The 20,522-nt window shown below is 45.2% G+C and carries 19 protein-coding genes; 7 read left to right on the plus strand and 12 right to left on the minus strand.

Features of this window, described 5'->3' with window-relative positions; genetic code table 11:
* Positions 1-7 precede the first annotated feature (7 nt).
* The 5 genes from GO755_RS31705 to GO755_RS31725 form a co-directional block, all read right to left on the minus strand.
* On the minus strand, positions 8-514 hold the full coding sequence (locus GO755_RS31705; RefSeq protein ID WP_157589457.1) for a pyridoxamine 5'-phosphate oxidase family protein: 507 nt from the start codon (positions 512-514) through the stop codon (positions 8-10).
* Between the two features lie 104 nt (positions 515-618).
* Positions 619-1,035: a four-helix bundle copper-binding protein gene (locus GO755_RS31710; protein WP_157589458.1), complete on the minus strand. Its 417-nt coding sequence runs from the start codon at positions 1,033-1,035 to the stop codon at positions 619-621.
* A 34-nt stretch (positions 1,036-1,069) separates the two neighbouring features.
* Positions 1,070-1,282, minus strand: a complete 213-nt coding sequence (locus GO755_RS31715; RefSeq protein WP_157589459.1) for a DUF2188 domain-containing protein — start codon at positions 1,280-1,282, stop codon at positions 1,070-1,072.
* A 299-nt stretch (positions 1,283-1,581) separates the two neighbouring features.
* Positions 1,582-3,054: a hybrid sensor histidine kinase/response regulator gene (locus GO755_RS31720; protein WP_157589460.1), complete on the minus strand. Its 1,473-nt coding sequence runs from the start codon at positions 3,052-3,054 to the stop codon at positions 1,582-1,584.
* An 83-nt stretch (positions 3,055-3,137) separates the two neighbouring features.
* Positions 3,138-3,578: a response regulator gene (locus GO755_RS31725; protein WP_227687162.1), complete on the minus strand. Its 441-nt coding sequence runs from the start codon at positions 3,576-3,578 to the stop codon at positions 3,138-3,140.
* Positions 3,579-4,195: 617 nt separating this feature from the next.
* On the opposite strand from GO755_RS31725, the gene GO755_RS31730 reads away from it, so the two are divergent.
* Entirely contained in the window at positions 4,196-4,840 is a 645-nt protein-coding gene (locus GO755_RS31730) for a porin family protein (RefSeq protein ID WP_157589461.1), read from the plus strand.
* An 83-nt stretch (positions 4,841-4,923) separates the two neighbouring features.
* On the opposite strand, the gene GO755_RS31735 is transcribed toward GO755_RS31730, so the two are convergent.
* A complete protein-coding gene (locus tag GO755_RS31735; RefSeq protein ID WP_157589462.1) occupies positions 4,924-6,405 on the minus strand; it encodes a sigma-54-dependent transcriptional regulator in 1,482 nt (493 codons plus the stop codon).
* Positions 6,406-6,489: 84 nt separating this feature from the next.
* Positions 6,490-6,891, minus strand: coding sequence for a response regulator transcription factor (locus GO755_RS31740; RefSeq protein WP_157589463.1), 402 nt, complete (start codon positions 6,889-6,891; stop codon positions 6,490-6,492).
* A 456-nt stretch (positions 6,892-7,347) separates the two neighbouring features.
* Between GO755_RS31740 and GO755_RS31745 the strand changes: the two genes are divergently transcribed.
* The 4 genes from GO755_RS31745 (at position 7,348) to GO755_RS31760 (ending at position 10,044) form a co-directional block, all read left to right on the plus strand.
* Positions 7,348-7,515: a lmo0937 family membrane protein gene (locus GO755_RS31745; RefSeq protein ID WP_157589464.1), complete on the plus strand. Its 168-nt coding sequence runs from the start codon at positions 7,348-7,350 to the stop codon at positions 7,513-7,515.
* A gap of 423 nt (positions 7,516-7,938) precedes the next feature.
* Positions 7,939-8,190 carry a YtxH domain-containing protein gene (locus GO755_RS31750; RefSeq protein WP_157589465.1) on the plus strand — a complete coding sequence of 84 codons (252 nt, stop codon included), beginning with the start codon at positions 7,939-7,941 and terminating at the stop codon, positions 8,188-8,190.
* Positions 8,191-8,236: 46 nt separating this feature from the next.
* Positions 8,237-8,608: a YtxH domain-containing protein gene (locus GO755_RS31755; protein ID WP_157589466.1), complete on the plus strand. Its 372-nt coding sequence runs from the start codon at positions 8,237-8,239 to the stop codon at positions 8,606-8,608.
* Between the two features lie 200 nt (positions 8,609-8,808).
* A complete protein-coding gene (locus tag GO755_RS31760; protein WP_227687163.1) occupies positions 8,809-10,044 on the plus strand; it encodes an efflux RND transporter periplasmic adaptor subunit in 1,236 nt (411 codons plus the stop codon).
* A 52-nt stretch (positions 10,045-10,096) separates the two neighbouring features.
* Here the strand turns inward: GO755_RS31760 and GO755_RS31765 are convergent, their stop codons facing one another.
* Complete coding sequence (locus GO755_RS31765; protein WP_157589467.1) at positions 10,097-13,852, minus strand: hydantoinase B/oxoprolinase family protein; 3,756 nt, start codon at positions 13,850-13,852, stop codon at positions 10,097-10,099.
* 3 nt (positions 13,853-13,855) lie between these two features.
* Positions 13,856-14,608, minus strand: a complete 753-nt coding sequence (locus GO755_RS31770) for a DeoR/GlpR family DNA-binding transcription regulator (RefSeq protein ID WP_157589468.1) — start codon at positions 14,606-14,608, stop codon at positions 13,856-13,858.
* A gap of 54 nt (positions 14,609-14,662) precedes the next feature.
* Here GO755_RS31770 and nudK point away from each other — a divergent pair, with 54 nt between their 5' ends.
* Both nudK and GO755_RS31780 read left to right on the plus strand, forming a co-directional pair.
* The gene (gene nudK, locus GO755_RS31775; protein WP_157589469.1) at positions 14,663-15,244 is read left to right on the plus strand and encodes a GDP-mannose pyrophosphatase NudK; all 582 of its coding nucleotides are present in this window, start codon (positions 14,663-14,665) and stop codon (positions 15,242-15,244) included.
* A gap of 1 nt (position 15,245) precedes the next feature.
* Positions 15,246-15,593, plus strand: coding sequence for a DUF4406 domain-containing protein (locus GO755_RS31780; RefSeq protein WP_157589470.1), 348 nt, complete (start codon positions 15,246-15,248; stop codon positions 15,591-15,593).
* Between the two features lie 70 nt (positions 15,594-15,663).
* Here GO755_RS31780 and GO755_RS31785 read toward each other — a convergent pair whose 3' ends face one another.
* The 3 genes from GO755_RS31785 to GO755_RS31795 all read right to left on the minus strand — a co-directional run bounded on the left by GO755_RS31785 (position 15,664) and on the right by GO755_RS31795 (position 20,504).
* Positions 15,664-16,200 carry an REP-associated tyrosine transposase gene (locus GO755_RS31785; protein WP_157589471.1) on the minus strand — a complete coding sequence of 179 codons (537 nt, stop codon included), beginning with the start codon at positions 16,198-16,200 and terminating at the stop codon, positions 15,664-15,666.
* A gap of 210 nt (positions 16,201-16,410) precedes the next feature.
* On the minus strand, positions 16,411-18,963 hold the full coding sequence (locus GO755_RS31790; protein WP_317166003.1) for a PIG-L family deacetylase: 2,553 nt from the start codon (positions 18,961-18,963) through the stop codon (positions 16,411-16,413).
* A gap of 110 nt (positions 18,964-19,073) precedes the next feature.
* Positions 19,074-20,504 (minus strand): SusD/RagB family nutrient-binding outer membrane lipoprotein, encoded by a 1,431-nt coding sequence (locus GO755_RS31795; RefSeq protein WP_157589473.1) that lies wholly within the window; start codon positions 20,502-20,504, stop codon positions 19,074-19,076.
* Positions 20,505-20,522: the final 18 nt, after the last annotated feature.

The following is a 20,522-nucleotide window of genomic DNA, read 5'->3' on the forward strand; positions in this document are numbered from 1 at the left end:
TCACGCATTAATTATTGTAAACTTTTTCGTTCTCGCCCATTTTTGGTGGATTACCGGTAATAACAGCCGTTGCCTGCTGAATTAGTCGAATCATCCGGCTATCGCTGGCACTCCAGTATTCGGCCATATCGATATGGACTCTCAACAATGTTAACTCCGGATCATCTTTTCCATCTGGAAACCAGGCTTTTGCCTGAGGATTCCAGAGTTCGTTTATTCTAATTTTATCGGCAAATTCCTGTGCGTGGCCCGATACCGACACATAATCTGCATTGCTAACAGACGCAAACGCCAGATTCACACGATGGTCATTATGATCGATTTGGTCCACCTTAGGGGATGATCGCTTCGTAAAAAACCAGATTGTCCCATCTCCATCTACCTCCAGAGCAGCCATCGGTCGACTGACTAAATTACCCTGCTCATCAACGGTAGTCATCATCGCGATACGAATGTCTTCGATCATCTCGCGAACTTTTTCTAAGGGTTTGTTAACCTGTTCTTTAGTTTCCATAACGTTGAAATATAAAAGTAATAAATGAGTAAGTGGTAAGTAATAAGTGAGTTTATTCCCATCTTACTGCTTACCACTTACCTGCTTAATTAGCTGATTCTTACTTAATTATAAAGTGTTTCGCGCAGATCAATACCATAAAACAAAGAAGCTGGTGTAACCGCCGGGTTTTGAGCTTCTCTATCGGTCTGATGGCCCATATCGATGATAGTAACACAGCTGCAAATCGTTTGCTGGCATATAGCATAAATCTGGCGACTGCGATCTGTATCAAACTGACTTACTTCCTGCGAACATTTTTCACACACTTCGATACATGCTTTTGCCAGTAATCGTGCGTTTTCGGAACCACGAACGTATAGCATGGCTAGATTACGGCACATATCGGCACAATCCAGATTGAGGAAAATACTGCGATAGCGAGCTTCGATGTCTTCTGCATTGGAACATTCTGTGGCAAACTCATTACAAAGAGTTGCACAACTTGTTAACGAATCGTAAATATTTTTCTTCCAGATCATAGCAAATGGCAGCTTTAAGTTATATGAAACGTAGTTAGGCGTAAGGTTGCATAGTTTTACTGGACCACTCCCGATTGGCGCCTTCATAGCGTGCCCATCGGCGGGCCTCCTCAACACTCATCATGATAATGTGTTGCTTATCTAACTGCCCTTGTTCAATCAGTTGATTCGCAATCTCAATTGCCTTTGCCCGAGTACTCGGGTTTAATGACCGCATGGCCGCCGGAAAATGAGTTATAGACCACATAGAGTTAGTTAGTAGGTTATCTAGTAGATAGCTTATATTGTGCCATTTCTATAATTGGTCGATGTAACCGTCCATTCTTATTCTTTTATCAATTCATTATCAATCAATTAAAGATTAATTCATAGAAAGTTCAGTTGGCTTTACCTGTTGATTTCCTACCAGATCTGTAGAATTTATCAGAGGTGGTGTGTATGTTTTTACCCACTCAATTCCACAAAAAAACCAGCTCTGTGTAAAAGCTGGTTAACTATTAAGTTTATGCTTACTGAAATTTGAGTACGTCGGATGCGCCTAGTCGCTTATTTCGGAAACAACAATCGGAATGTGGTCCCCTCTCCCACCTTGCTTTCTACTTCAATTGACCCTTTATGGCTATTAATAATATTCTGAGTTGCTGTTAATCCCAATCCCATACCACCCGACTTGCCTGTAAAGAAAGGATCAAAGAGTCGTTGTCTATCTGATTCACTAATGCCACCGCCATTATCACTTACCTCTACACATACTCGATTGTTATCGGTGCAATTCGTTCGCACAGACAGTACACCTTTACCCTCTTCCATTGCTTCGACGGCATTGACCAGAATATTGAGCAACGCCGTCTTCACCTGATCGCGGTCAAGTAACGCCTGGCAATCGTCGTTTGTGAAATGCGTTTCAAGTCGCATTCGTTTCAGCTTAATCCGATCACTAACCAGTTGTAGCGTCTCTTTGACAACTCCATTGAAATCCTGTTTTTTCCGATCCAGATCGCGGGGTTTCGAAGAGTTGAGCATTTCTGTGATGAGTTGCCCAATACGGTCTACATTGCGACCAATAATGTCGGTAAACATGCCAACATACTCACTATCGGTATCCAGTTCGTCTTTGAGTTGTTCCAGAGCCAGACTAAGGTTGGTAAGCGGATTACGCACCTCGTGAGCAATGCTACGGGCAATTTTGCCTGTCATTGTTAGCTTCTCGGCCAAAATCAGATCTTGCTGAGCTCGTTTCTGATCGGTAATGTCACGTACGATTCCCTGATACCACTCTGGATGGCCAATCATATCCTCAACAGACCAAACTGAAATCATACAAATCCGTTTACGTCCATTACGATGAATAAGTGTTGTTTCGAAGTCCTTAATCTGACCGTGCTCACGAACATTAAATCGTAGATTACGTAAATGATTCAGATCGGCAAAAAGTCGCGCTGGATTCAGGTGTCGGAGTTCATCCCGGCTGTAGCCTAACAATCGCTCAACAGATGAGTTGGCGTCCTGAAAACGAAGTTCGTCATTGGCCACAAAAATGGCGTCGATTGAGCGCTCAAACAGAGTTCGGTATTTATTTTCTTTTTGGGCAACTTCGGCCAGCACGCTGGCCTGCCGAAGCGCATAGCGAATACTACGGCCGAGAAGTTGCGCGTCGATACGCCCTTTCACTAAATAATCGGCAGCTCCCAGCTCAAGAGCCGATTGATCGACGGTTAGGTCGTCCTGCCCTGTAAGCAGGATCATAGGGGCGCGACAACCCATTCGGAAAGCCTCCTGAATCAGATCAATACCCGTATAAGGACCCAGGCGATAATCAACCAGATACACATCGTAATTACCAGTGTCAATGGCTGCCAGTCCACGGTCATAGCTATCTACCCAATCAAGTTTGATCGAGGCATTTTCCCTAACTGAAACTAAGGCTTTGGTAAGCAGATAATCATCTTCGTCATCTTCAATGAGAAGGATGCGAATCGTTTCCTTTTTTTCAATAACATCGAGAGCAGCAGGTATCATAAACCGTGAGTAGTTGGCAGTGAAATTGACAGTATGCAGTAATTAGCGATAGTGTTTACCTATAAGGGCTCACTGTATCCTGTTTATGGTAATTTAACGGTATCTATCCAGTATGTTTTCAAAGCACTCACCATTTCAACCAACCGATTAAAATTAAATGGCTTTGTTACAAATGAATTAACGCCGAGATTATAGGTTTTCAGTACATCTTCATCGGCAGATGAGGTAGTCATAACCACCACTGGTAACCGGCGAAGTTTAGGATCATCTTTAATTTCATTAAGCGCCTGAAAGCCATTTTTCCGGGGCATATTCAGGTCCAAAATCAATAAATTAGGCCAGGGAGCATTCTGATCGTTATAACGGCCCTCCTGGCGTAGATATTCCATCAACTCTTCACCATCTTCAACAAATTGAATATTCTGTGTATAACCACTCTGACGAAGTGCCTTATCCATAAACAGGCGATCATCTGTATCATCATCAGCAATCAGAATGGTCATGGATGTAAGTCTACGGTGCATACGGGTCAATAAAAGTTACGGCGACTAAGTGCTAATCAAATTTCTACGTTTAGGTAATCGGTAAACCACCCTTACGTTCCTATCCGGTTAGCGATTCTGACTCTATTTGTACTGATTTTATAAATTTCTCTCTCCTCCAAAATTACTCAAAAACATCAATTTATTAACGTATAATTTACTAGTACATAGGATACAGGGCTCTATCTTGATACAAGTCATGTTCATACCTACCTAAATGCGCAGTAACTACTTTTTCTTCACTCTAGGCTCATCAATGACCTATCATCTAGCTATCAATTAGTTACAAATAAATTAATGTAAAGCATTGGGCCTTTCGAGATAGTTTTTCTATGGGCAGATTAGCGTGCAATTCTGTTTATCAAATGACCTTCTTCGGTTACTGAAATTGAATGATGGCTTCTACAATTTGGGGAATTTCTTACTCGCCCTTTCTAGGAAATTCAGGTAATCCATCAGCTTTCAGGTGTCTCATAAATCTAAGTAAATCAGGCACAAAAGGCCATTTCAGGCAGATTGGTTGACTTTGGCACGAATTTAACACAGTACTTAGCCAGGATAGGTATAATTTATAGCCTGCTCGTAAATCAAAAAACGTTATGAACCATTCAACAAAAATCTTATTTGCAGTCGCTATGCTTACGGCAGGCGCCCTAATTTTTAATTCGACAGATGCTAGCGCACAGGGAAAAACGCGGGTCGGATTAAAAGGTGGTTTAAATGCAAGTTCACTCTTCTATGACAGCCAGGGAGCTACTAACAAAAACGAACGTATTGGCTTTCACCTAGGTGTATTCTCGCAAATACCGGTCAGTGAGTTTTTTGCCATTCAGCCAGAGTTGCTCTATATGACCAAAGGCGCGTCGGCAACGTATAACGTTATTGGGTTTACGGGCAAAAATACGTTCAAACTCAATTATGCTGAATTACCTGTTTTGGCTACGTTTAAGTTAGGACAGGCAGTTGAATTGCAGGCGGGTCCGTATGTGTCTTATCTGTTGAATTCAAACATCAACTCAAATGGCGATTTTGGTAACGGATCAAGTGCACTCAACCGGGATAATTTCAATAAGGTTGACTATGGGATTGCGGGGGGACTGAACCTTTACTTTGGCAAAGCATTTATCGGTGCTCGCTATGAGCAGGGATTACAAAACATTGCCAACAGCGGTGCGGCCAACACAATACTGGGAAATGCTAAAAATGGCGTCGGCCTGCTTTCGGTTGGATTTAGCGTGAACTAAAGAAGTGGTAAGTGGCTGGCGCTAGATATACTAATTATGCGCCAGCCACTTACCACTTCTTAACTTACTACTTACCACTTCCTTTACAAATGAATATCGTACGCTTTCAACTTGTTGTAAAGCGTTTTACGGTCGATGTTGAGGACTTCGGCAGCTTTGGTTTTATTGTAGCCTGTTTTCTCCAGTACTTTCAAAATAGCGGCCCGTTCAGCATTTTCAGATACCGACTTCAAATTAGCTGCCGATTGGCTAAAGACCGGTACACCGGGCCGTGCCGGGTCGTAATTGATCTGAATATTACCACTGTTTGTATCTTCGGGCGTAAGATACTGGGGAGAAATAATTTCATGAGGCAATACATCGGCTTCAATATAGTCGCCCTGAGTAAGTAATACGGCCCTTTTCACCACATTCTGCAACTCGCGCAGATTACCATGCCAGTAGTATTCCTTTAGTTTCTCTTTCGCTTCTTCCTCAAAACCCTGAATATCCTTCTCTAGTTGCTGATTGGCCAGTTCCAGAAAGTGTTCAGCAAAAATCATAATATCGGATTTACGCTCGCGTAAAGGCGATAAGTGCATTTCAAATTCAGCAATTCTGTGATAGATATCTTCCCGGAATTTTCCTTGCCGAACAGCCTCGCGCAGGTCTTCATTGGTAGCAACAATAATCCGTACATCGACTGGAATATCCTGGTTACTACCAATACGACGGATTTTGCGTTCCTGTAGTACCCGTAGCAATTTAATCTGGTTGTCGTACGACAGATTTCCAATTTCATCCAGAAAGATGGTGCCCCCATTGGCAAATTCAAAGCTACCGGCCTTATCAGACATGGCGCCCGTGAATGACCCTTTCACATGGCCAAACAATTCACTACCGGCTAATTCTTTTCCAAGGGCACCACAATCAATTGCGACAAATGGTTTATCAGCACGTTTGCTTTTCAAATGAATAGCATTGGCGACAAACTCCTTACCTGTACCGGTTTCGCCGGTTATAATAACCGACATGTCGGTAGGCGCAATCAGATCAATATGTTTCTGGAGTTGCTCAGCGGCACGGCTTCTTCCAAAAATAAACCGTTTACCATCGGGCGTTAAGGGGACTTTAACGGGCGCTTGTTTTACGGCACCTACTTTCGCTGTATTCGCTGTAGCCGTAGCCGTTGTTGGTGAACTTTTCGCTTGATTTAACGACTGCAAACGCCGTTCGAGAGCTGCTTTTATCGTATACAGTATTTCGTCAGGATAAAGCGGTTTTGTTACGTAATCATAAGCCCCATGTTTCACCGTCTGCACAGCCATCCGAACATCAGAATAGCCCGTGATGATAATGACAGCAGTAGTAGGGTGCATAACCTTGATACGACGGAGCATTTCGAGACCGTCAATATCAGGAAGTTTAAAATCGCAAATGACTAACTCAAAAGCTTCTTTCCGTAACAGAACCAGCCCATCATCTCCCCGCTGTACCGACGCCGTTTTATAGCCTTGCTTGCCCAGAAAACGCTCCAGAAGCAGGCATATATCATTGTTATCGTCAATAATCAGAATTTTTTCCATGAAGCGGCATTGAACTTGTTCAGACAGACCATGTCCAGTAATGAACAACGAAAAAATCTACCTTAGCTGTATGAACAAAGTTACTCAAACCTGAATGGTTTGCAAAGCCATCTCTACCGAACGGCGCGTGAACGGTTTACCAATAAAATAATCGGCTCCCTGCTCAGTAGCCCGACGACGTTCGGCCTGTCCATCGAACGCACTGATCATAATAATCTTAGCTTCAGTTTGGTCTTCTTTAATAGTAGGCAGAAGATCAAAACCTAATCCATCTGGCAGATTTAGATCCAGGAAAATAGCATCGAATTTCTGTGTATGCAGGCATTGACGACCTTCTTCAATAAAATGGGCGCAGGTAGGCTGGTAGCCCAGGCGACGTAACAAACCCGATAGCAACAGACAGATATCAGCCTCATCATCTACAATCAATACACGTTTGGCGAGCAGCGCTGTATTGACGGGAATCGGCCTATATTGTTGTCCCATACTAACCCCTGTTATTGTATTTACCACGGCTCATTTCGTTTTCTTTTGTGTTCTTACTACACTACTATGTATAAAATATGTGCCGAAAGTGTTTGGGCTGACTAAGTTTCGGGTAGTAACATCTATTAATACCCATTAGATTAACTAATTGCGCTTATAATTTCCTTAATTAATGTCAACGATACACGAATCCATTAGACAGCGCGCAACAATTAATCGAGTCATTTTTCTACGCTTATTCTACATGTGTAGAATTTAATCCACAGTTTTTGTTTTTAGAACTTACTTTCATTGCTAGCTCTTTTTTAAGAATATAACTCATTTAAATGCTCATTTACAAGCGTATAAGGGGATGTATTGAAACCAATTGCATGTTTTCACCAATATTGGCACAACTTTTTCTAATCAAACTATCAATTGCGAGATAGTTTGTTCTGATTTACTCAATAATACGTCATGGGAAACCTTCTTTACACTATTGCTGTCATTTTGATTATTATCTGGCTCCTGGGCTTCTTAGGAGTTTTAGGTACGGGGATCGGCAGCAGTAGTTTAATCCATATCCTGCTGGTAATTGCAGTGATAGCGATTATTCTACGTTTGATACAGGGTCGTGGAGTGTGAAGAAGGAAGTACACCAGTTATGAAATTATCACCAGTGATATAGATCATTTCTAACCATTTTGTTGCGTTAGGCGCGGTTAATCCGCAGAAAATCATTTTAGGTTAAGTACAAGTTACGGTGGGTACGGAATCCCTGCGCCAAGTTGAGCGCGGGGATTTTTTTTGTCCATGTAATGCACAACACAAGTAGCCTGTCACAAGTATTAAGGGCGCTAAAGAATTGGGGATACTATGACTATAAACTGGGACTATTGCGTAAAACGTGGACGCCCTTGTAGAAAAAAATCCTCAACAGTGCAAACCAATACTTTAACACAATTGACTTATTTACAACCACTTATCTTATTTTTCAAGTAGTGGTACAGTATTTTCTAGTAGATTAGCGATATTGGAACCATAAGTCATTCACCAAAGTTAGAAATCATGAAATCACTACCAGGAGTTTTAGTAGGATTAGCGGTCGGCGCGGTTATTGGTATTCTGCTGGCTCCCGAAAGCGGCAAAAAAACTCGTAAACGCATCTCGTCTGAATCAGATTCGTTTTTCAAAGACTTGCAGGATCAACTACAATCAGGTCTGGACAGCATCAAGAACCAGTATAATGATTATGTCGATTCAGCGGCCGGAAAAACGCAGGATCTGGTTAATCAGGCGAAAAAGAAGGCCAAGCAATAGCCCGCTAATCACCTGAAATAAACACTCACCTAAAACACAGTAAACAATGAGAAGCACACGAGATTTTCTGGCCGGCATTATTACCGGCGTTGTTATTGGTCTTTTAACGGCTCCACGTAGCGGCAAAGAAACACGCGAAAAACTAACGGAAGAAGCCAACAAGCGAACCGGCGATTTAAAAGACCAGTGGGAAAAGGGAGTATCGCAAGTGAAAGAAGGATACGATCAGGCTGTTAGCCAGGTAAATCAATATACTGACAAAGCCAAAGAGCAATACAATCAGTATAAAGATCAGGCACAGGCCGCTTTTAATAAAGGTAAATCGCAGGCTAAGGATGACTATAATGACAAAGTTGAAGAACTGGCTGATAATGCTAAATCAGGCATCGATTCGGCAGAATCTTCTTTAAAAGCATAAGTAATAGTACCCGATTTACTCAACGTATTTGAAAATGCAGTGCCTGTCGCATTATCCCCGACAGGCACTGCTGCGTTAGGGGTTTAATAACCTTTTAATTTGGGTTTAAGAAGCCTTTAATTAGGAAAGTAGACTTTTGTAATGGCTCCTTTTACTTGCCAGCCAGGTAAAATCTATATTGTTTCAGGCGCCATAACATTATGAAAAAATACCCATTTGCGTTCGTTTATTCCCTACTCCGCAATCGACTTGGGCTTATAAACGATAACCTACTAACAAACGACCAGAAGTCGTCAGTTAGGCTGGTTGTTTGCCCGAATCCACTCCCGACAATTCATCCTACACGCCGTTGGCCATTAATCGCTGTGATTGGGCTGTTATCATTGAATAGCTTAAGTAGTTGTGACAGTACAGCTCAGAAATCGGAGGAGACAGCTACCTCTACAGAACGGCAGGAAACGAATCTATTGGCTACAGCAGCCTTCGATACCGCTAAATACGAGAACGCCAGCAATGAATTAAATTTAACGGGTAAGATCACGTTCAACCAGGACCAGGTTGTAAAGGTATTTCCGCTGGTAGGTGGTCACATAGAGACGCTTAAAGCTGATTTAGGTGATTACGTCAAAAAAGGTCAAACGCTGGCAGTAATCCGATCGGGAGATTTGGCCGACCTGGAGCAGCAAAGTGTAGAAGCAAAAGGTCAACTATCTGTAGCCCAGAAAAATCTGCAGGTTGCCGAGGATATGACCAAAGCCGGTCTGAGCTCTCAACGAGAACTGGTAGCTAGTCAGGAACAATTGCTGGCCGCCAAAGGTGAAGTAAACCGCGTAAATGAACGGCGTCGGATTGTGGGTGGAAATGGAGCCGTTTATATTGTAAAGGCCCCGGTAAGTGGCTTCATTGTCGAAAAGTCAGCGTCACAAGGTATGGAACTTCGCTCCGACGATCCAGAAAATTTATTCACCATCTCGAACCTCGACCATGTCTGGGTATTGGCAAACGTCTACGAATCAGACTTGTCGAATGTGAAAGAAGGCGATCAGGCAACAATTACGACCCTTTCCTACCCAGATAAAATCTTTCGTGGTCGGATTGACAAAATCTTTAACGTACTCGATCCCGACAGCAAAACACTTAAAGTCCGTGTTACACTTGATAATGCCGATTACAGACTCAAACCCGAAATGTTTGCCAATGTGAGCGTTACCTACGCAGGGCACGACAAACGGGTAGCTATTCCGGCAAAGGCTGTTGTATTTGATAAAAATCGAAACTTCGTGGTCATGGTCAACAATAAGAATCAACCTCTTGTACGCGAAGTAGACATCTACAAGTCGATTGGTTCTAAAACGTATTTATCGGGTGGCTTAACTCCCGGCGACCGTGTCGTTACGAACAACCAGTTGCTAATCTATAACGCATTGGGGAACTAAATGAATTTAGTAAACGCGGAGCGGCCCGCCCCGTGTTTACTAAATAGGATCTCTACTCTGTCTGCAATCCAGCCCCTCCGCCCCCTGGTGTTTCAATTCGAATGCGTTCCCCAGGCTGCATCACTCTTGTGAAAATACCCGGTAAGCTTTCTTCCTGGCTGTTAGTAAAAATCAGCGTTTGACGACCCGTTTCTCCTGGTTTGCCGCCGTTTATTCCATAGGGAGCTACTACTCGATGTTGGCTCAATAGGGTTGCCTGTACTTGTTCCAGAAATTCAATTTCGCGAATAATACCATCGCCCCCACTCCACTGCCCCGCTCCCCCAGAACCTGTACGAATAGCAAACTGATGCAAACGCACAGGATAACGTCGTTCCAGTTCTTCAGGATCAGTGAGTTTAGTATTTGTCATGTGCTGATGTACCGCTGAGCGCCCATCTGCATACGTAGTAGCCCCTGTTCCGCCACCAATGGTTTCGTAATAGCCAAATTGATCCGGGGTCGCGCTCGACTTACCGAATAGAAAATTATTCATGGTTCCCTGACTGCAAGCGGCTAAGCCGAGAGCCTTTAGTAACGTATCGACCAACCGTTGACTAACTTCGGTATTTCCGCCTACTACAGCCGGACACAAGGCAGGATCGTCGGGAAAAACTGGATTGAGAAACGATGACTCAGGCAGCAATAAGTCGACCGGAGCCATTAAGCCTTCATTCAACGGAATATCTCGCCCACACCATAGCCGGAGTACATATAAGACCGCGCTGTACAAAATGGAAATGTTAGCGTTAAGATTGTGTGGATGTACACCAGATGTTCCCGAAAAATCGAACTGAATTCGTTGCCTGGAGGAATCGTCAGCCACGCGAATTTCCAAACGAATCTGATGCCCATCATCCAATGCTTCTTCGGCTCTGTATATGTTCCCGGCTAATGGCTTCAGAACAGCCGAAATGGCATCAGTTGCCGATTGCTGCAAGCGTTTCATATAGTGCCGCACCGTTGGCAGACTATATTGACTAACAAGCTGACAAAGTGCTGTTTCTCCTGCTTTCAACGATGCCAGTGCGGCTTCTATGTCCGCTCGGTTCTCGGCTAAAGCACGGCTCGGATAAGGAGCTTTTGTAAACCGTTCGGCGAGTTCGTTTTCCCACAAAAACTGCCCGTTCTTTACGACGTACATTGGCTCTAACACGACGCCTTCTTCTATCAATGATACGGCGTCGGGAGGCATTGATCCAGGAACTTTACCACCAATTTCAGCATGGTGCGCCCGGTTAATTACATAGCCAATCAACTCATTCGCATCGGTAAAAACACCACTCAGCAACGTCACATCGGGAAGATGAGAGCCGCCATATTTCGGATGGTTCGTAATGACAACATCGCCCGGTTCAAGTGTAGGCATGGCCGCCAGAACCAGACGAGCACACACACCCAAACTCCCTAAATGAACCGGAATATGCGGGGCATTGGCGACCAGTTCGGCATTGGCATCGAGCAGGGCGCATGAAAAATCGAGCCGCTCCTTTACGTTGACCGAGAAGGCGGTACGCTGCAATTGGGCGCCCATTTCTTCGGCAATCGCCCGGAAACGCTGTGTAAAAAGTTCAAGTTGAATAACCTCATTTGATTCGATAATTGATTCTTCTTCGTCATCAGCAATGTAGTCAACAAGGGCATTCTTGTTTGCCTGAACAATTAGTCGCCAGCCGGACTCAATGAAGGCAGAGGAAGTTGTATTAAGCAATAGCGCTGGCCCGCGAAATGTATCTCCTTCACTTAGTTGCGTCCAGTCGTAGGCTGGGTAGACATCTGTCTGGAAGGCTGGCGCAGCATGATGATGACTTACTGATGAGCTACTTACCGGATTTTCGCTGCTTACTGTGCTAACAATAACTCGTATACTCTCTAACTCAATAGGCTTATCTGCAGGAAAGTGGCCATAGAGGTGCTGGTATTTTTCCCGAAAGTCGTCTTCCAGATTGTCACTAATTGGAATGTCAATAGCTGATTCCTGCCCTAACAAACGCAGGAACAGCGAAATGGCTTTCGTTTCAATAGATGCGTTAGCCCCAACATCTTCCCGCAAGGCCCTTGTAGCCGTTTGGATCAAGTCGTCAGCCAGTGCTGGTAGTTCCGCATCAACAACAGATAAAGGTTGTAAGACCGACCGTGTGGCCATTCGCTCAATTTGCGCCTGCCCAATTCCGTAGGCACTCAGTAATCCACCATCGAACGGTAGAATCATCTGCTCCATACCCAGCAGTAGGGCAATCGCGCAGCCGTGGAGCCCACCTGCCCCCCCAAAAACTAATAAACCATACTCTTTGGGGTCGAAGCCTCGTGCTACTGAAATCTTACGAATGGCTCCGGCCATCGTCTCATTGGCAATCCGCTCAAAACCACGCAGTACCGTCAATGGCTTAGGCTGATTACCAGTTTTTACTTCGATTTGCCGGATGACTTCTGACAACGCATCCTGTGCTTTTTGGGGAAATACAGGAATACCAAACTGTTTTGGGTGAAGTTTACCCAGCAGCAGGTTTACGTCTGTAATAGTCAGTAAAAGAGGCTGGCCTGTTGCAGTGGCCCCATAACAGGCTGGGCCAGGGTTAGCTCCTGCGCTCTGTGGTCCAACTCGCAATTGGGAGCCGTCGAACCAGCACACCGATCCACCGCCAGCGGCCACGGTTTCAATAGCTAGCGAAGGCAACTGTAAATCGAAAGGGCCGATTTTGGTCGTAAACCGATAATCAACTCCACCTTGAATTCGGGCAACATCGGTACTTGTACCGCCCATATCGAGGATTAACACGGGCTGATTGGCAGCTATAGCAGCGGCTCCAATGACACCTCCAGCCGGACCACTCAGCAAACTATCTTTGGGTTGGAACAAATCAGCCCGAACCAACCCTCCCGAACTGGTCATAATCCGAACGTTACCACCACCCAGTTGCAGTTGCACATTGTCCAGATAAGATCGCATAACCGGCGTCAGATAGGCATCCACAACGGTTGTTTGTGTGCGAGATACGTACTGAGGAGTTACCGAAACCTGGCTTGAACGAGTTATATAAGTAAAACCAGCCTGCGTCAGAGCCTCATGGAGTTGACGTTCATGTACTGGATTTCGATACGCATTCAGGAAGGATATGGCTATAGCATCTGGTTGCGCTTCCCGAATTTGTTCAACTAATTCTGCACTAGTTTGAGTCGATAAGGGGGTCAGAATTTGCCCGCTGGCAGCTATGCGTTCGTCTACTTCCAGTACTGTATCATAGAGTACTTCGGCAGGGGGAATGGCTAGTTGGAACAGATCTGGGCGTTGCTGCGTCCCGATTTTAAGTAAATCTTTAAACCCTTTTGTCACAAGCAAGGCTACACGACCACCTTTGCGTTCGAGTAGGGCATTAGTGCCTTTGGTTGTTCCTAGCCGCATTTCCAGAGGTGGAAATGGTCGGTTAACGGGTGTTTGGGTTAAGAGTCGAGCCGCTAAGACGGGAGCTTCTTCGCCCGTAAAAAGTTCGACAGTGTGTAATGTGTACATCTTGTCGGCATTACGAAGCTCCAATACTCCATCAACCGTCAGCGATTCTATCGTAAAGACCTCATCTGTCTCAATAACCCGCAGTTGATACCCGTCAAAAATAGGTGCCGTTAGCCAGGGAGCCACAAGTTTGCCCGCTATCAACTGTCCTCGCAGGCGACTACTGCTCAGCACTTTGGTTCGGCGCAAATTTCCATTTGGGTCAAGAGCGAGGCCGTCTGTAAAGGTGCCGCCCGTATCAATCCAGATTTGGTACATAGGTCAATTAATCAGCGTAATACCTGCCTGTCGATAGGCTGCTACAATAGCAGCGTTCGCTTCCCTGTCTGTAATCAACACATGGAACAGGCTTAATGGCGCAAAATAGAGGTATTTGTTGGTTTCTAATTTCGATGAATCGCAGAGCAGGTAAACTTTTTCGGTTTGTCGGGCCATTGTTGTCGCTGTACTGGCTTCCTTCTCGCTGTTAGCACTCAGACCATGCTCCAGCGAGATTCCATCGACACCAATAAATGCCCGATTAGCCCGATAACGGGCCATATGTTCTTCTGCTATCAGCCCATGAACCGCCTGTCGCTCTTTATCAACTTCGCCACCTACCAAATTGACTGTCACTTCTGACACCATCAACTCAGCCACAACGGGTAGCGAGTTTGTGATCACAGTAATACGCTTATTTCGGATGAAAGGGCAGAGCCTAAACACGGTGCTGCCACAATCCATGAAGATCACATCACCTTCCTGAATTTCCTGTGCCGCCAATTGGCAGATATAGTCTTTTCGTTCAGCATTAACAGCAGTCTTGTTGGCAAATCGGTGTTTGTCGGTAGCTAAGCTCACTTTCATGGCTCCCCCCCGTGTTCGGTAAAGCAGGCCTGAAGCTGCCAATTGAACCAAATCACGGCGAACGGTCATCTCCGACGTTTGTAGTAATTCAGCCAATTCGCTCACATCAACTGATCCTTGCTCTTCTACCGTTTGTACAATAAGTTGTTTCCGCTGTTGGAAATTCATACCCGATTTAGTTCTTTTGCTCAAAAATAAACAAAATCAAACAATTTTAAACAAATGACTAGTGAACGAGTACAAATAACAGAGGAGAAATTACTTTCTGATAACTGGTACATCCTAAAACGATTCACATTCAATTATCTGGGTAAAAATGGGCAGTGGACTACTCAACAGCGTGAGGCTTATGACCGGGGTAACGGAGCCACCATTCTGCTCTATAATCCAGAGGCTGATACGGTAATTCTGACTCGTCAGTTCCGCTTACCAACCTTCGTGAATGGCAACTCATCCGGAATGCTCATTGAGTCTTGCGCTGGTCTACTCGACGATGAGCACCCCGACGACGCCATTCGGCGGGAAACGGAAGAAGAAACTGGCTATCGAATTCAGTCGGTAGAGAAAATTATGGAAGCTTATATGAGTCCAGGCTCAGTGACGGAAAAGTTGTTTTTTTACCTCGCTCACTACACCGCCGATACGGAACGGAACGCTGGGGGTGGCATTGACGAAGAAGAAATTGACATTCTGGAGCTGCCCGTTAGTCAGGCTATGGCCATGATTAAAAATGGCGACATTATGGATGGGAAGACGATTATGTTACTCCAGTATTTGCGGTTACAACAGTTAAATCAAAACTAACATGCTCATTCTCATAGCTGGACCATATCGCTCTGGCACCAATGACGATCCTACCTTGATCGCGAAAAATATGCAGGCTATGGACGAAGCAGCCCTAGCCGTTTATCGACTTGGGCATACGCCGATCTGTGGCGAATGGATAGCCTTACCGCTAATTCATACAGCCGGTTCTATTCAACTTGGAGATGCGATTTTCAACGAAATCTTTCATCCCGTCGCCATTAGACTCATCGATCACTGTGATGGGGTTCTCCGTGTGGGTGGCCCATCAGCGGGAGCTGATGAGATGATGCGACAGGCTGAACTGAAAGGGAAACAGACGTTTTGGAAGGTAGAAGAACTACACTAGCTTTTAGAGTTTTTTAGTGGTGTCAGTTTTAAGAAACTGACACCACTGAAACCATCGTCACACTGACTACTCAAAATATGTCTCGATAATGCATTAATTGCGATTTTCGGCGCTTCCCTTCATAAAAAGCAGCACTAGAAAATGGGTAATCAAGTGGATCACTTACTAAACCAGCCCGCACAGGGTTCGTGTGGATATACTCGATTTTAGTTTCGCAGACATCACGAGTATATAAATACACGTCATCATACCGATCAGTCCATATCTTAAAATGTTGAGTACGGTGTTCGTAACCGATCGACTGAACCAACTCAACTTGTTGCGTCTGAATATGCTCTCGTAATTTTAGCGATGTAAACTTCTTAAAATCTCGCATGTATTCAATCAGGCGAGTTTCCACTTCGAAGAAAATTATAAAATGGATGTGGTTGTTCATCAATACATAGGCCAGAAGTTTTGCCTTGTATTTCTCATTGTAGAACTTAAAACTATCGAACAGTATATTGAAACATGCTAAATCATTTAAAAGTGGTAGGTGCTGGTAGCAGGTTGTTGTAATGAAAAAACAACGTTCTTCGGTTAGTAGCGTACGGTTGCGGAGACCCATAGAAACGGACTTTTATTAGTGCGTTCTATAAGACGAATTAGAATGGATGAAGCCACATTAGTTGCAGTGGTGATTGTGGTGTCAGGTTCTTAAACCTGACAAGTGAGGTTTCTCAAAACCTCGCGAGAATCGGAATTGCTACACGAGGTTTCTCAAAACCTCGCTGTGTCGGGTTTAAGAACCCGACACCACAATCACCACAAGGTCATACTATTTTGTTTGAGAACCCGACACAGAGGCTGCATTATTACTTCCAACAGAAATCATATTAGCAAACAGTCGATAGGCACCAGGTACACCGGCGGGCAATTCCCGGAAGAATACGAGTCCTGTGTACATGAAGTGTCCCTTGCCATACTTGGCATAAATCAGGCTTCCTTGTTTGGGCGCTTCATTCTGGTCGTTGGCCGAGAAAATGGGTTCGTAGGCTTTGTCCCAATCCTGGGCGAAATAAATACCGCGCTCCTGAATCCAGCCCGAGAAATCAGCTTCAGTAATCTTGTTGGGGTAATTGAGTAATGAATGCTGCGGGTTGATAAACGTCATGGGCGCATCCTCTTCTGTTACCCGTTCATTCACGACTTTAAACGGATAAGGCCCAAGTTGTGGCAAGGGCGCTTCATTCCGAAAAAACGAATTAACTGGCGTAACGTACTGCACAATCATCGTCCCACCTTCTTTAACGTAATCCATTAATTTCGATTGGATAGGAGCCATCCACTTATTGGTGTTATAAGCCCGAACACCCACAACAATGGCATCATAACCAGAAAGATTTCCGGAAAGATCGGAAGGACCAAGCAGCGTAACACGGCAGCCCATTTGCTGTAGAGCGGCTGGAACCTCATCACCTGCCCCAACAATGTAGCCAATGTTTTTCGCGGTCACCTTCACATCTAACTTCACCAATTTGGCATCGGCAGATGGGAACAGCGTTTGCGTTGGAATATGCTTGTAGGCAACCAGACGCAAGCCCGTTGTATAAGCGCCCGCTTCAGTCGTCATGACAGCCTGTAGCTTGCCGTCTTTAGCCTGAGCCGTTGGCGAAACACTAAAGGTAAACCGCTGCTCGTCTCCTTTATGGAGCAGTGAGAAGGGTACCGATGCTGGTTCAATACGCCAGCCCGTCGGAACATCCAGCTTCAACGTTCCCGTTTGATTAGCCTGACCCGCTTTTACAACAATTTCAGCCGTTTTGGGGGTGTTATCGGCGAACACATAGACGCGATCGGTGAGGTTGGCCGTCACCGCAGGCTGGATGATGAACGGACGATAGATTTCGCCATCAACAGGATCTGTCGATTTGTAAACTACCGGACGACTGTACGTAAAAGACTGTCCACTAATCTCGAAGGTGTAGCTGGCAGTTAGAGCTGGTGGATTTTCGGGAAGGCCGATTAATTGCTGATTGTCGACCTGAAACAAGCCTTTGTCAATCGGTTTTTCGAGCCAGTAAGGTTGAGAAATTTTCTGCGTTTTCGGAATCACCAATGTGGTTGGAAACAGGATGACGTCATTCGATTTGAGTGCCAGATTGAGTGTTGTATCCTTTCCGGTTGAGTAGCGAACGCTTACCAGCTTAACCGGCGCATTGACCCGGCTAACAACGTTCGTCGTGATTTTGATGGTTTCGCCGGGCGTAGCCGCAAAGTCGGAAGGGTTTGTTTCAAACCATAGCCCGAGGCATTGCTGAAGGAGTGTTTGCACTTCCTGACGTTTGGCTTTTACATAAATATTGGTTGTATCCAGTTTGGTAATTGCACCGTAAAGCTGTACCAGTGCCGGTACCGAAGCTGCGGGCTGGTCAGGTCGGAAATTAGCAATCGTCTGCGTCACAAGGGATTGTACGGCATCACTGCTTTTCACTCGTTTCCAACTCATATCGACGCCCTCAAGTGGATCTTTTTCAACGGGGCTACCGCCTTTCAGCAGGAAATAATCAATTTTGGCACCCCGGTTAGGTGCTACACCAAAGCCCTGACTTTTATGCTGACTGCGGCTTTCGGACGCAATCTCACCATACGATTTACCCAGTAGCGGATTATACAAACCTGTTTCAACGCCGATCAGATTTCCCGCTTCGTTGGGTTTTTGATTACTCAGGAAAGCACCTGGAATGAACATATTCCAGAAAATACGTTTAGCCTGCCAGGGTTTCACAAAGGCCAGCTGTTCTGGAAATTTCGTAGGATCGTTCGAAATTTTAAACGCTTCTTCGGCCAGAAAACCCGATGCGCTATGGTGCCCATGACCAGCACGGGCATCGGGTGGAAAGCGAGTCATAATCACATCGGGCTGATATTTTCGAATCATCCAGACGACATCGGCTAACACTTTATCCTGTCCCCAGGTACGTACGGCTTCATTAGTCGATTTGGAGAAACCAAAGTCATACGCCCGGCTAAAGAACTGGTCAGGCCCATCGACACGCCGGGCAGCCAGAAGCTCCTGAGTGCGAATAACTCCAATATTTTCACCCTGTTCTGGCCCGATCAAATTCTGCCCGCCATCGCCCCGTGTTAATGAAAGGTAGCCTGTGCGGACAAGCCGATCTTTGGCTAAATAAGCCAGGAGCAATGTATTCTCGTCGTCGGGGTGGGCCGCTACGTACAGCACAGAACCAAGAACATTCAGTTTTTTAAGATTCGACAGGATTTCGCTGGAGGGGGTTGGCTTAATGGGGCCGTAGGGAACCTGAGCAACTAAAGCTGAATTGAGCGAAAGACCAAGTAGTAAGGCAGGCAGGCGTTTTCTGAGCGACACAGGCTGAAAAAGATTATTGATGGATTTCACAAATTTACAACGAAAGCACAAGAAAAGGCTACCTTAAAAAGGTAGCCTTTTAACCAGTGTTGCCTAACAACTAAACGTATTTACTGGAAGATTGGGATTTTGGTGAATTGGTCTGGTAGTGGTTTCGGTACGTTTGGATTCGTATTGACTTCGCCTTGCGGATAAATATATCGCTGTGGTTTCTGGGTGCCTGAGTAAAGTGGAATTGGCAACTGAACGGTCGGAGTTGCTTTGGCTAACCGGCGTACATCATTGTAATCCTCATATTGCATGAGTAGGGTAATATACCGTTGCGCAATGATCTCGTACAGCAATGCCGATTGCACAGTCGCTAACTTGGTTGGATTAGCCAGCCCGGTTGGACCAAAATCGGCCAGTTCATAAGCATCATACTTACGACCGGTAGTCGGAATTGTTTTTCCGTTGAAATAACCACTTGCCAGAAAACCTCTAACGGTGTTTAGAGCGGCTAATGATTTCGTGTTATCGCCCAGACGTGCCTGCGCTTCTGCAATAATGAGCAAATTCTCATAACTGGTAAGCAGCGGGTGCGGAGCGTCTATCGTGAAAGCGCCATCAACCGTATTGGGGTCCACACTGCCATTTCCGGTTATCCCGATTTTAATAATGTGGTTATAGAGCGCTGTTTCATTGGTTTTAGTGTTCGTCGAACTAATGCGTGATTGCAGGAGCGTGGGCAGATAGGCACCATCGAAACCCGTATCCCCAGGGCGGTTGACTTTGAAAAACACATAGTTCAGGTTGGCATCGACCCCTTGGCTGGTACCGTGTGGAATCAGCGCATCATCGGCCGTAGTGCTGATTCCTGCACCTGCACTGGCGATAGCATTTGTATAGTCCCCTAAATGCAAATAAAGCCTTGCTTTCAACGTGTTAGCTGCTTTTATCCACTTAGAGACATTGCCTTGATAGATGAAATCCTGTTCAGAAAACGATAAACCAGCACTTGCCGACAGATTTACAATGGCATTATTCAGCGTCGTTATCAGGGCAGTATAGACGTCAGCCTGCTTGTCAAAAACAGGTGTTGGGTATTTAACGTCGTCAAAAGCCTGACTATAGGGTACGTCACCGTAAAAATCGGTTGCTTTTTCAATGAGTAATGCTTCCAGCACTTGCCCAACGCCTTTCGTCCATTTGTCACCTGCGGCATCAGCTTTAATTTGAATAAGCCGAGCCTGGCTCGCAACTGGATAGAGGGGGTCCCAGGAAAAATTACTAGCGGCAACAATGTAGTCAGCGTAGCCCTGGTGCTGACGGCTAAGCCCATTCAGGGCACCTGCCCAAATAGCCGAAATGCGTACATCGGTATCTTCGTGCAACTCAGCGACCCCTACCAATGTACCCGACAGCAACGTAGCCACATCGACATCCGTAACGGCGTTGGGATTACTTTGAATGTTTTTATCATCAAACAGGTCCTTACAACCGCTCAGCAAGGTGATGGCTAGCAGCGATATGGCAACTTTATGAGAAAATGATTTTTTCATGGTTTAAATAAGTTTACG

The sequence above is a fragment of the Spirosoma arboris genome (assembly GCF_009754945.1).
In the GTDB taxonomy this organism is placed as follows: Bacteria; Bacteroidota; Bacteroidia; order Cytophagales; family Spirosomataceae; genus Spirosoma; species Spirosoma arboris.

Coding starts and splice junctions, on each gene's coding strand:
- GO755_RS31705 (WP_157589457.1), bottom strand. CDS start 514: ATGGAAACTAAAGAACAGGTTAACAAACCCTTAGAAAAAGTTCGCGAG.
- GO755_RS31710 (WP_157589458.1), bottom strand. CDS start 1,035: ATGATCTGGAAGAAAAATATTTACGATTCGTTAACAAGTTGTGCAACT.
- GO755_RS31715 (WP_157589459.1), bottom strand. CDS start 1,282: ATGTGGTCTATAACTCATTTTCCGGCGGCCATGCGGTCATTAAACCCG.
- GO755_RS31720 (WP_157589460.1), bottom strand. CDS start 3,054: ATGATACCTGCTGCTCTCGATGTTATTGAAAAAAAGGAAACGATTCGC.
- GO755_RS31725 (WP_227687162.1), bottom strand. CDS start 3,578: ATGCACCGTAGACTTACATCCATGACCATTCTGATTGCTGATGATGAT.
- GO755_RS31730 (WP_157589461.1), top strand. CDS start 4,196: ATGAACCATTCAACAAAAATCTTATTTGCAGTCGCTATGCTTACGGCA.
- GO755_RS31735 (WP_157589462.1), bottom strand. CDS start 6,405: ATGGAAAAAATTCTGATTATTGACGATAACAATGATATATGCCTGCTT.
- GO755_RS31740 (WP_157589463.1), bottom strand. CDS start 6,891: ATGGGACAACAATATAGGCCGATTCCCGTCAATACAGCGCTGCTCGCC.
- GO755_RS31745 (WP_157589464.1), top strand. CDS start 7,348: ATGGGAAACCTTCTTTACACTATTGCTGTCATTTTGATTATTATCTGG.
- GO755_RS31750 (WP_157589465.1), top strand. CDS start 7,939: ATGAAATCACTACCAGGAGTTTTAGTAGGATTAGCGGTCGGCGCGGTT.
- GO755_RS31755 (WP_157589466.1), top strand. CDS start 8,237: ATGAGAAGCACACGAGATTTTCTGGCCGGCATTATTACCGGCGTTGTT.
- GO755_RS31760 (WP_227687163.1), top strand. CDS start 8,809: ATGAAAAAATACCCATTTGCGTTCGTTTATTCCCTACTCCGCAATCGA.
- GO755_RS31765 (WP_157589467.1), bottom strand. CDS start 13,852: ATGTACCAAATCTGGATTGATACGGGCGGCACCTTTACAGACGGCCTC.
- GO755_RS31770 (WP_157589468.1), bottom strand. CDS start 14,608: ATGAATTTCCAACAGCGGAAACAACTTATTGTACAAACGGTAGAAGAG.
- nudK (WP_157589469.1), top strand. CDS start 14,663: ATGACTAGTGAACGAGTACAAATAACAGAGGAGAAATTACTTTCTGAT.
- GO755_RS31780 (WP_157589470.1), top strand. CDS start 15,246: ATGCTCATTCTCATAGCTGGACCATATCGCTCTGGCACCAATGACGAT.
- GO755_RS31785 (WP_157589471.1), bottom strand. CDS start 16,200: ATGGGTCTCCGCAACCGTACGCTACTAACCGAAGAACGTTGTTTTTTC.
- GO755_RS31795 (WP_157589473.1), bottom strand. CDS start 20,504: ATGAAAAAATCATTTTCTCATAAAGTTGCCATATCGCTGCTAGCCATC.